This is a genomic window from Saccharopolyspora sp. NPDC002376 (assembly GCF_053593195.1).
Window position 1 is genome coordinate 66414 of the sequence record NZ_JBSFBZ010000036.1, and the last position, 10814, is coordinate 77227.

The 10814-nt window shown below is 63.7% G+C and carries 6 protein-coding genes and 4 pseudogenes; 8 read left to right on the top strand and 2 right to left on the bottom strand.

From position 1 onward, the window contains the following. Positions 1 to 519: 519 nt before the first annotated feature. Positions 520 to 1087, bottom strand: a pseudogene (locus ACWCO2_RS23080) (transposase family protein). A gap of 433 nt (positions 1088 to 1520) precedes the next feature. On the opposite strand from ACWCO2_RS23080, the gene ACWCO2_RS23085 reads away from it, so the two are divergent. Beyond that, positions 1521 to 1922, top strand: a complete 402-nt coding sequence (locus tag ACWCO2_RS23085) for a hypothetical protein (protein ID WP_450129822.1) — start codon at positions 1521 to 1523, stop codon at positions 1920 to 1922. A 519-nt stretch (positions 1923 to 2441) separates the two neighbouring features. Here the strand turns inward: ACWCO2_RS23085 and ACWCO2_RS23090 are convergent. Beyond that, positions 2442 to 2723 carry a hypothetical protein gene (locus tag ACWCO2_RS23090; RefSeq protein WP_450129823.1) on the bottom strand — a complete coding sequence of 94 codons (282 nt, stop codon included), beginning with the start codon at positions 2721 to 2723 and terminating at the stop codon, positions 2442 to 2444. Between the two features lie 132 nt (positions 2724 to 2855). On the opposite strand from ACWCO2_RS23090, the pseudogene ACWCO2_RS23095 reads away from it, so the two are divergent. The 7 genes and pseudogenes from ACWCO2_RS23095 to ACWCO2_RS23125 all read left to right on the top strand — a co-directional run. After that, a pseudogene (locus ACWCO2_RS23095) lies at positions 2856 to 3035 on the top strand (IS256 family transposase); the annotation flags it as partial. Positions 3036 to 3194: 159 nt separating this feature from the next. After that, positions 3195 to 4001: pseudogene (locus tag ACWCO2_RS23100) on the top strand (alpha/beta fold hydrolase); the annotation flags it as partial. Positions 4002 to 4012: 11 nt separating this feature from the next. After that, entirely contained in the window at positions 4013 to 4990 is a 978-nt protein-coding gene (locus ACWCO2_RS23105) for a DUF3375 domain-containing protein (protein WP_450129832.1), read from the top strand. Positions 4991 to 5090: 100 nt separating this feature from the next. After that, positions 5091 to 5606 (top strand): annotated as a pseudogene (locus ACWCO2_RS23110) (DUF4194 domain-containing protein); the annotation flags it as partial. After that, positions 5606 to 8962: an ATP-binding protein gene (locus tag ACWCO2_RS23115; protein WP_450129824.1), complete on the top strand. Its 3357-nt coding sequence runs from the start codon at positions 5606 to 5608 to the stop codon at positions 8960 to 8962. The pseudogene ACWCO2_RS23110 and the gene ACWCO2_RS23115, both read left to right, overlap by 1 nt. 1 nt (position 8963) lies before the next feature. Continuing rightward, positions 8964 to 10127 (top strand): DUF3322 domain-containing protein, encoded by a 1164-nt coding sequence (locus tag ACWCO2_RS23120; RefSeq protein WP_450129825.1) that lies wholly within the window; start codon positions 8964 to 8966, stop codon positions 10125 to 10127. A gap of 72 nt (positions 10128 to 10199) precedes the next feature. Then, the coding region (locus ACWCO2_RS23125; protein WP_450129826.1) for an IS630 family transposase at positions 10200 to 10814 on the top strand (615 nt) is incomplete at its 3' end.

The window sequence follows — 10814 nt, forward strand, 5'->3', positions numbered from 1 at the left end:
TCCTCCCTTGCGGTTGACCACGCGTGCCAGCCTGAACGACCCCGCCCCTTGGCTCCCCGACCCACTGCGATACGCAGGCGGTTCACAGCTACTACGAGCGAGTCCGCCAGCGCGCCACGCCTCGGTACTCTGCTCCTCGCGGATTCCGCCGCTTGGAGTCCTCCCTCTCGCCACCGACCTTCCGGCGGACAGTATCGGGCGCGCCTTCATACGTTCCATACGAGAGCCTGGACCGGGCTCATGCTGCCTATATGCCGGACACCACCTGGGCAGTAAGCGGCTATCCCCCAGGCTCATCCCGAGACAAGGCTCCCGGCCTCGGTTTCGATGTCATCTCACCCAGTTTCGACACGTCAACGGCAGAGAACTCAACGTTCATCGCTCATCTTCCCGGTCCCTACAACCTCCATCTCTCGTACAGCACCGTGGTTCACCGAGGACGCCATCAACCCTTCTCCTCGCTTCCCACGTTCGTATTCACAAGAGCCTTTCCGCGTAACGGTTCGTCGCCGTGGGTGTTCATGTTGTGCGGTCGTGTTCGGTGTGGAGGATGACGAGGGCGGCTTTGACGATGATGCCGATCTTCCGGGGGCACAGGCTGATGTTGCGGAGGTCTTTGAAGGTTGTTTTGAGCAGGGAGTTTCCTCGTTCGCCGATGGCTCGTTTGCCGTTGTGGGCCTTGTTGTGGGCTTTCTGTTCGTCGGTGAGTTCGCCGCCTTTGGGTTTCTTGAAGGCGACGGCGATAGTGCCGGATTCGCCTTCGTAGCCGAGGTCACCCAGGGCGGGCAGGTTGTCGCCGGTCCAAGCGGTGAGGGCGGGCATGATGTCGGAGTGGGCGCGGAGCGCGGTGGTGTCGTGCTCGCGGCCCGGGCGCACCTGCGAGGCTGATCGCGTGATCGATGGCCAGCTGCTTCACGCGGGTGCCGTCGAGAAACCAGCGCAGCACCAGGATCGCCTGCTTGTATGTACTCAGCGATCGCCGGTGCTTGCGGGTGCCGCACCGCAGGCGTTGGGCGTGCAGCAGGCTCGACAGGTACAGCACGGTCTGCTCGCGCACCGGCAACGTCGCGGTGTATGTCGCACTCATCAGGCGCGGAACTCCTATGAAGTTGATCTGTGGAAGGACCAGCTTTCATACCGGAGTTCCGCGCTTTTACGTTGCACCACAACGGTTTCGGCGTGTCACCACTACTCGCAGCCAGCCGCCGGCGCGACGACTACCCCGAGTCACAGATGCCTACCCGGAAAGACTCAGTCGGCAGCGTCACCAGCTCGGCGACGTTCCGGAAGGCTCTCCTAAAGCGGGTTTCGCAGGTTCGAATCCTGCCGGGGGCGCATTTCTCAACCTGGCCCGATCGCCCCCCTGATCTACAGGAAGAGGCCAGGAAGCGACCGGTCCACTGTCCGTTGACAAACACACTGTTTACCTTGTTTAGTAACGTGGATACGAGGTGCAGTCCACATGTGAGACGTGGTACAGCGCCTCGACACGAACTGAAATGGAAGGCAGAAGAGAAAGAGTGAAGGCGGAGGACTTGACGGTGGGACAGTGGTGGATCGTGGCGCTAGCCACTTCCGCACTTATCCCCGCAGCAATCTATTTCTGCTTCAGAAGCAAGAAGGGCGCAGCGTATTCAGTGATCCTTCCTGCCCTCGTTGAGGTCCCTGCCCTCATAGGGATCTACGGTCGCCCACGAGGCCATATGGAGATAGAGGCTATGAAGATAGAGGTTCTCGGCTTGCACTCCATCTCCATGCTCTCCATAGCTCTCCTGCTCGTTGCCATGAGGCCAGAAGCACGGAAGGCCGTAGAAAAAGCCCGGCTCGGCGAGGAGTACGAGATTCCGAAGTGGAAGACCTACTTCTATGGAGTGCTGCTGCTGATCTTCATTATTGTCGGCGTGTTCATGCTTCCTCTGTAAGCCCCTCATCGGAGCTATTCAGGACAGCACGGAAGTACAGCAACCACCGCAACCAACCCCGACCACCACCGCCCCTGAGCGACCGTCTGACGTGCGCGGCAGACCTCAGCGACCACCCTGCCCATAGTTCGCATCGAGAAGGTCAGGGGTTCGATTCCCCTCAGCTCCACGCCGCGATTGGAAACGCCCTGCTCACGCAGGGCTTTTCGCTTTATCGCTACGTCATTATCTTGGGGGAGCGACTCTTCCAAGCCCCCTACGGTGCGGTGGCTGGTCTGTGTCAGCTCCTTGCGTGGGGCAGCGTTCCCGGCCTGCTCTCGGACCAGCCTTCCGGAGTTCAATTCCCCTCAGCTTCACAGCAGATCAGAGTCCGTCCAAAGTAGACTAGACGGCCCTTTTTCTTGCCTGTAAAGCAGCGGAGTACAGCAGCACCCGATCATCACCCGTCGAGGCTCTCGACGAGCCGCTTGAGCGCCTCCTTGACGGCCTTGCTCGGTGCCTGAGCGTAGATCTTCATCGTCACTTGAAGTCGGCGTGATGCAGGATCTGCATCGTGACCCGAGGGTGGACCTCAAGGTCCACCAGCACCATCGCACAGCTAGCACGCCGGGCATGCACGGTGATCTTGCGGACGTCGCTGACCGTTCGGGTCGAAGGCGCCTCGCTGCAACACATGCCCCATGCACAGCAGCGCTGGCGCTTCTTGGGCCGACGAGCATCTTTGCCCTGCTTGCAACACTGGCAGATGTCGTGCAGCTTGTTCGCCCACTTCTGCGCATCACGCAGGTTGAGACGGTCCAACCGCTTCTCGCTTGTGGGGAATGCCGCAGGCAATGCTGGCGGGGTGCCCCTCCCGCGGTCGCTTCGGCCCAAGGTTCCGCGCCGGTTGTCCCTCCCCGGGTGTCGCTGGCGCTCCAGTCGTTGATCACCACGGTGCGGGCACGCGGGCACTTCCCGACCGAACAGGCCGCCATGAAATGCCTGTATCTTGTGACCCGCAGCCTGGACCCCACCGGGGCAGGCCGCGCACCATGGACGATGCGCTGGAAGCCCGTGATCAACACCTTCGCCATCACATTCAGTGACCGCTGGCCGGCCGCTGAAACCTACTAACCGAACACGCCGGAAACACCGTTTCCGCTACAGCCCCCAGCAGAACCGCGAGCTCCGTTGTGCTGAACAGGTTCCGACGGAAAGGAGTTCAAGGGCATGGTGGAGAACGCCGCGAGTGTGGCCCCGCTGGGGAAGCGGTACGAGGTTTCGGGCGGAGCGATGTTGCTGGACCAGGCCGGGACCGGCGGGCCGGCCGTGGTGTTCTTGGCCGGTGGCGGGATGTTCGGGCTGTACTACTTGAACGTGCACCACCTCGTCGCAGAGTTCACCACGAGCGTGATCTACGACCGGCTCGGCATGGGCTGGAGCGATGTGGTGGAACTTCCGCGCAGCGGCACGCAGGTGACCGATGACCTGTACGAACTGCTGCGCGTCGCGGCCGTGCCCGGACCGCACGTACTGGTCGGGCATTCCCTCGGCGGGCTGTACGCACGGCTCTACGCGAAGCGGTTCCGCGGCGAAGTCGCCGGTCTGGTTCTGCTCGACCCCACCTATGAGGACATCGTCGACTACCTGCCGGAGAAGGACGCGCAACGGCTGAGGGACTTGAACACCGACGATCTGTTCCCGCCCGAGCAGGTGGAAACGATGCGAGGCAGGTACCGGACGACGTTCGGACGGGCGCTCGCCGACTGGCCCGCCGAGATCCGCGAACCACTCCTGGACCAAGGTTTCAGCAGCACCGCCTACCGGCAGTCTCTGCGAGAACCGATGAACCTCCCCCACCTGTTCGGCGAAGTTCGCGACGCCGGTCCCGATACCGACGTACCTGTGATCATCATGTCCGCGATGGGCACCGACACGTTCGCCGACGAGCTGGTCCCACCCGAAGCCCGCAAATCGGCCGCCGAATCCAACCAAGCCAAACACCGGCTCTACACCGACCTGGCCGCGTCACGCCCCCAGACCGAAGTCCGTCGTCTCGACGACGTCGGCCACTCAGGAATCGCCTGGCTCCGCCCAGACGCCGTGGTCCAATCGACCAGGTCGAAGGCGGCGACTTCACCGTGCTTGACACTCCCGCCCAGCGGGACCGCTACCAGCAGTTCGCTACGACTGCACGGGAGCTGCTGGCTGACTTCCGCGAGGTCGAGGCCAACTTTCGTGCCCTCGACCGCGAGCTGCGTGCCCGGATCGCCGGTTGGGAGGATTCAAAGGGCGAGCTGCTGGACGAAGTAGTGGGCAACCGCAGCACGATCGCCGACTCCGACCAGGGACGCAGCTTCCGGTCCTTCTACGATTTCCTGCTCTCACACGAGCGGCAAACCGAGCTCAACGAGTTGCTCGAGAAGGCGCAAGCCCTCGACGCTGTCGGAGAGACAGACCCACGCATGCGGCACATCCACTACGACTGGCTCGATGCGGCCGAACGCACCCAGGCGACGGTGCGGCTGCTGTCGGAGCAGCTCCGACGCTTCCTCGACGACCAAGTGTGGTTGGAGAACCGCCGGGTGATGGACATCCTGCACAGCATCGAGTCGTCCGCGCTCCAGGTGCGCGAACATCCCGACCCGGGCATCACCTGCGAGCTCGATGCCACCGCACCAACGATCGCGCTGCCGATGGAGCGCCCGCTCTACACTCCGAAGGCCAAGCTGGCGCTGGAGAGCACGGGGATCAGCACAGCCGACGAGGATCTCGATCCTTCCGCGTTGTTTGAACAGGTCTACGTCGACCGTGAGCGCCTGTCCGGATTCGTGCGCGGCGAGCTGCGCGGACGGACTCAGATCGGGCTCACCGAGGTGCTGGAACGCCATCCGCTCGAACATGGCATGGCCGAGCTCGTCGGCTATCTTTCCCTCGGAGATCCGGCCTTCCAGGTGGTATTCGACGAGACGGCGCATGAACGGGTGCGCTGGAGCGATGACAGCGGCACGCATCGAGTCGCGACGATTCCCCGCGTGACCTTCACCCGCCTTACGAACAGCGACGATTCAGACGGGGAGGGTGTCTAGCATGGCCAGCATGCCCGCATCGGTACGCCGAGATGAACTCGACCTGCCGCTGGTGGTCACGCATCTGATGAAAGGCGTGGTGTAGGCCGACAGCCACGAGAAGGTATGGCGTCACCTTCTGCGTCTGCGAGCCCAGGTGCAGGACTACGTCGGAGTCATGGGCCTGACCGCCATCATCGACGAGGCCGAAGGCTATGCCTTCCTTCGTTCAAAGCAGGAGAACGAGGATGACGACCAGTCGATCCCGCGGTTGATCCCGCGGCGCGCCCTGTCGTTCCACGTGAGCCTGCTGTTGACCCTGCTGCGCAAGAAACTGGCTGAGTTCGACGCCTCCGGGGCGGAGACGCGACTGATCCTGACCAGGGAGCAGATCGTCGAGATGGTGCGGCTGTTCCTGCCTGAGAGCAGCAACGAGGCACGGCTGGTCGACCAAATCGACACCCAGATCAACAAGATCATCGAACTGGGGTTCCTGCGCCGGATCACCGGCCAAGACGGCACCTACGAAGTGCGGCGCATCCTCAAGGCATTCGTGGACGGGCAGTGGCTGGCCGAGTTCGACCAGCGTCTCGCTGAGTACGCCGCCCAGCTCGACGGCGGAAAGGACGACGACTGATGGGGGTCGACCTCGCGGGTTACCGGCTCGAGCGCATCGAGGTCTACAACTGGGGCACCTTCGACCAATGTGTGTGGACCTTCCACCCCGACGGCCGCAACAGCCTGCTGACCGGCGACATCGGCTCCGGCAAGTCCACGATCGCCGACGCGATCACCACACTGCTCCTACCCGCCCACCGCATCTCCTACAACAAGGCGGCGGGAGCGGAAACGAAGGAGCGCAGCCTGCGCTCGTATGTTCTCGGCTACTACAAATCCGAACGCAACGAGGCGACCGGCGCGTCCAAGCCCATCGGACTGCGGGGTCAGCAATCGTTCTCGGTCATCCTCGGCGTGTTCACCAACCGCGGCTACGAATCGACCGTAACCCTGGCGCAGGTGTTCTGGTTCCGCGACGGATCTGTCGCCCAGCCAGACCGGTTCTTCACGACCGCGGATCGTGCTCTGACCATCGCCGAGGACTTCGCCGACTTCGGCGGGGACATCGCGACGCTCAAACGGCGGCTCCGCAAGCAAGACGTCCGCCTGCATGACCACTTCCCCGCCTACAGCAAGGACTTCCGTCGTCGGCTCGGCATCGAATCCGAGCAGGCGATGGAGCTGTTCCACCAGACGGTGTCGATGAAATCGGTCGGCAATCTGAACGACTTCGTCCGCTCGCACATGCTCGAACCGTTCGACGCCGCCGACTGGACCAACAAGCTGGTCGACCACTTCGAGGATCTGACGAAGGCGCATGACGCCGTTCGCAAGGCTCGCGATCAGCTCACCAAGCTCGAGCCGCTGCTCACCGACTGCGATGCCTACGACGAGCTGGACAACCGGATCATCTCGGCCAAAGCCGAGCGTGACGCGTTGCGGTACTACTGCACGGACCGCAAATCGATGCTGCTTGCCGAGCGAATCGCCGTGCTCAGCGATGGGATCGGGAAGCAGCAGGGTGCTCTCGAACGCACGAAAGGTCTCTTGGATCGGCTGCACGGCAAGAAGACAAACCTGATCCTGCAGCGCGCGGGCTGCGGGGGCGACCGGCTCGGCCAGATCGAATCCGAGATCAAGACCGAGGAGGAACAGCGCGACCAGCGGAAGAAGCGATCCGACCGGTACCACCAGCTGCTCGCGGAAGCCAGGTTGCCCGCAGCGGCGGATCCCGAGCAGTTCGCCGCCCGGCAGGGCACAGCCGGCGAGAGCGCGCGCCAGCTTGACCAAGACCAGGCCGAGCTGGAGAACAAGCTCACCGAAATCAAGGTGGATCGCCGTCAGCTCAACGCCGAGGCCGCGGACCTGAACTCCGAGCTCCGCAGCCTGCGCGAACGGCGCAGCAACATCCCGAAACGCAGCCTGGACGTGCGGGACTCGCTGTGCGCAGAGCTCGGGGTCGATTTCACCGAGCTTCCGTTCGCCGGGGAACTCATCCGGGTGCGGGACGACTGCGCGGACTGGGAGGGCGCCGCCGAGCGCCTCCTGCACAGCTTCGGCCTGTCCATGCTGGTCGCCAATGACCACTACGCCGAGGTATCCGACTGGATCAACAAGCACCACCTCGGCATCAAGCTGGTCTACTACCGGGTGCCGGAACGACCTGGCGTCTCCCCTCCTACCGCACTTTCCGATCAGTCCCTGTTCACCAAGCTGGAGATCAAGGAATCGTCGTTCTCCAGCTGGCTGGATCGCGAGCTGACGCACCGCGCGGACTACGAGTGCGTGGAGACGATGCCCGAGTTCCGTCGTGCTGCGAAGGCGATCACCAAAGCCGGGCAGATCAAGGGCAGCCGCGGCAGGCACGAGAAGGACGACGCTCGCCGGATCGACGATCGCCGCCACTACGTGCTCGGCTGGGACAACCAAGCGAAGATCGACACGCTGCTCGACCAGGCCAACCGGTTGCATCGCCGGCAGGGCTCGCTCGACAAAGAAGCGACGGCGCTTGACAGAAAACTAGCCGCGAAACGCAAACTTGCCACGACGTTCACGCTGCTCGCCGAGTTCGGTAGCTTCAGCGAGATCGACTGGCAGGCTTCGGTGAACCGCATCGCCGAGCTGAATGCCGAGAAGCTGCGTCTGGAACAGCAGTCCGACCAGCTGAAGCGGCTGAACGCCGAGCTGGAATCCGTCGGCAAGCAACTCGCGGAAGCCGAGGACGCCAAGGACGACGCGACATCGCTGATCGGCAAACTCGGCGGCGAACGCAGCGCCGCGGAGGATCAGCTGCGCAATGTGGAGCGAACTTTGGCAGAGCCGGAATGCGAGCCGGCGAGGCAGTCTTTCCCGCTGATCGACAAGCGCATCGGTGCGAGAAGTCTGGCAACGCCGGAGGACTGCGACAGCTGCCAGGTCGAGCTGAACCGCGAACTCACCGCCGAGGTGGACAGGCACACCGCGAAGCAGGGCAGAGTGGCCAACCGGGTCGTCGCGGAGATGGGCGATTTCCGCAAGGCATACCCGCTGGAGACCGCCGAGTTCGACGACTCGGTGCAGTCCGCGGACGAGTACCGCGCATTGCACGATCGGATCGCCCGCGACGACCTCCCGCGGTTCGAGTCGGACTTCAAGACCTACCTCAACACCAACACCATCCGGGACATCGCGGGCTTCCATTCCCAGCTGAACAAGCAGACCGAGCTGATCAAGCAGCGGATCGAGACCATCAACAACTCGCTGGTCGACATCGACTACAACCCGGGTCGATTCATCCGCCTCGAACCGCACCCGACGGTCAACGTGGAGATCCGGGACTTCCGCAGGAACCTTCGCGAGTGCACCAGCGGATCGCTCAGCGGCGACGACACTGACCAGTACTCCGAGCAGAAGTTCCTCCAGGTCAAGGCGATTATCGAGCGGTTCAAGGGCCGGGAGGGCCAGACCGAAGCCGACCGGGTGTGGACACGCCGGGTCACCGATGTGCGCAACTGGTTCACCTTCTCCGCGTCCGAGCGGTGGCGCACCGATGACACCGAGCATGAGAATTACACCGACTCCGGCGGCAAGTCCGGTGGCCAGAAGGAGAAGCTCGCCTACACGATCCTGGCCGCGTCGCTGGCGTACCAGTTCAAGCTGGACTGGGGCGCCCAGCGCTCGAAGACGTTCCGCTTCGTCGTCATCGACGAGGCCTTCGGCCGTGGCTCCGACGAGTCCACCCGGTTCGCACTCGACCTGTTCCGACAGCTCGGCCTGCAATTGCTGATCGTGACCCCACTGCAGAAGATCCACGTGATCGAGCCGTACGTGGCGGCGGTCGGCTTCGTGGACAACAAAAACGGCGACAGCTCACGGCTGCAGACGCTGACGATCGAGGAGTACCAGCAGCGGCAGCTCGCCCACGCCATCGAGACCGCCTCGACCTCGGACAGCTGAGATGGCTACGCCCGGTTGGACAGTGCCGGCCGATGTCGTGCAGAAGCTGCGCCGGCGGTGGGATCGCGGCGAGTTCCTATCGCAGTTCCTGTCTGGTGACCCGTGGGAGCCGTTGGGAATCGGCCTGCGCGGGCCCAGCGCGCGGGATGTGCGTGCCCGCTTCGACGAAGTGCGTGCCTGGGCCGAGCAATGGCGGCGCGGGCAAGGACTCCGAGTTGAGATGAAGATGGTCGGCGGTCGGGTCATCGGCGCCAATGAAGTCCCGGCCCGCGCTTGGGTTGACTCCTACGACCAGTTGTGGTCCGTGCTCGGTGCGCAGTCCGAAGTGCAGAAGATCGTGGAACTGCTGGACACCACGAAGCTCCACGGCCCGGCCATCGCCGAATGGGTGATCATCAAGCCGCTGGAAGTGCTTCGGCGCGCGGACGTTTGGGGCGACCTGGTCGAGACAGTGCGGTGGATCGATGCGCACGCGCACTCTGACATGTATTTGCGGCAGGTCGACGTGCCGGGCGTCGATACCAAGTTCATCGAGCGGCATCGCACGATCTTGTCGGCGATGCTGGACCGGCAGCTGCCCGAGCAACGAATCGACCCCACCAGACCACCGTCGGATTTCGCCGGCCGCTACCGGTTCAGAACCAAGCCTGCCTATGTCCGTTTCCGCCGGCTCGATGCGGACGCTGGCTTCAGCGAGCTGTCGGTCAGGGTGGCCGAACTCGCCGAGATGCCGCTGGACGCTGGCACGGTGTTCATCGTCGAGAACGAGGTCACCTACTTGGCCTTCCCGCCGGCTGAAGACGCAGTCGTGATCTTCGGCGAGGGATACGCCACGACCCGGCTGGAGCCACTGCGCTGGCTGGCTGACAAAGACCTGGTGTACTGGGGCGATATCGACTCTCACGGCTTCGCCATCCTGAACCGGCTGCGCCGGACGTTCGACCACACCCGATCCATGCTGATGGACCGAGCAACGCTCCTGGCGCACGAAACCCAGTGGGTGATCGAGCCCAGCCCCACCGCTGAGCACCTCGAAACACTGCTGCCCGACGAAGCCGCGCTCTACACCGATCTCGTCGAAGATGTCCTCGGCCGTGCTATCCGCCTCGAACAGGAACGAATCTCCTACGCCGCCATCGAACAAGCCGTCCGAGACGCCCGCTAGCCGCACACCCATCTGACGGGCTCTTGCTAGTGTGCCGAGTCGTTAGTTCGCCGTTAGTTGGTAGGGTGGGGTATGCCGGGCCCTGAGCTTGAACCGGTGGTGTTGTCCGATGACGAACGGCGGGAGCTGGCGGAGTGGAGTCGCCGCCGGAAAACAGCGCAGGCGTTGGCGGTTCGGGCGCGGATTGTGTTGCGGTGCGCCGAGGGCGGCACGATCGGGCAGGTCGCCACAGATCTGGGTGTGTCGCGGGACATGGTGTCGAAATGGCGGTCGAGGTTCCTGCGCGCCCGCATGGAAGGGCTGTCGGACGAGCCGCGTCCGGGGCGTCCGCGGGTGATCAGCGACGCGCGTATCGAGCAGGTCGTCACCAAGACGCTGGAGGAGAAACCCCGGGAGGACACGCACTGGTCGACCCGGTCGATGGCGACGGCCACAGGCATGTCGCAGACGGCGATCTCCCGGATATGGCGGGCTTTCGGGCTCAAACCGCATGCGGTCGAGACCTGGAAACTCTCCACCGACCCGCAGTTCGTGGACAAAGTCCGCGACGTCGTCGGGTTGTACATGTCGCCGCCGGAGAACGCGCTGGTGCTCGCCGTCGACGAAAAATCCCAGATCCAGGCCATCGACCGCACGGCCCCGGTCCTGCCGATGATGCCCACGACACCGGAGCGGGCCACCCACGAC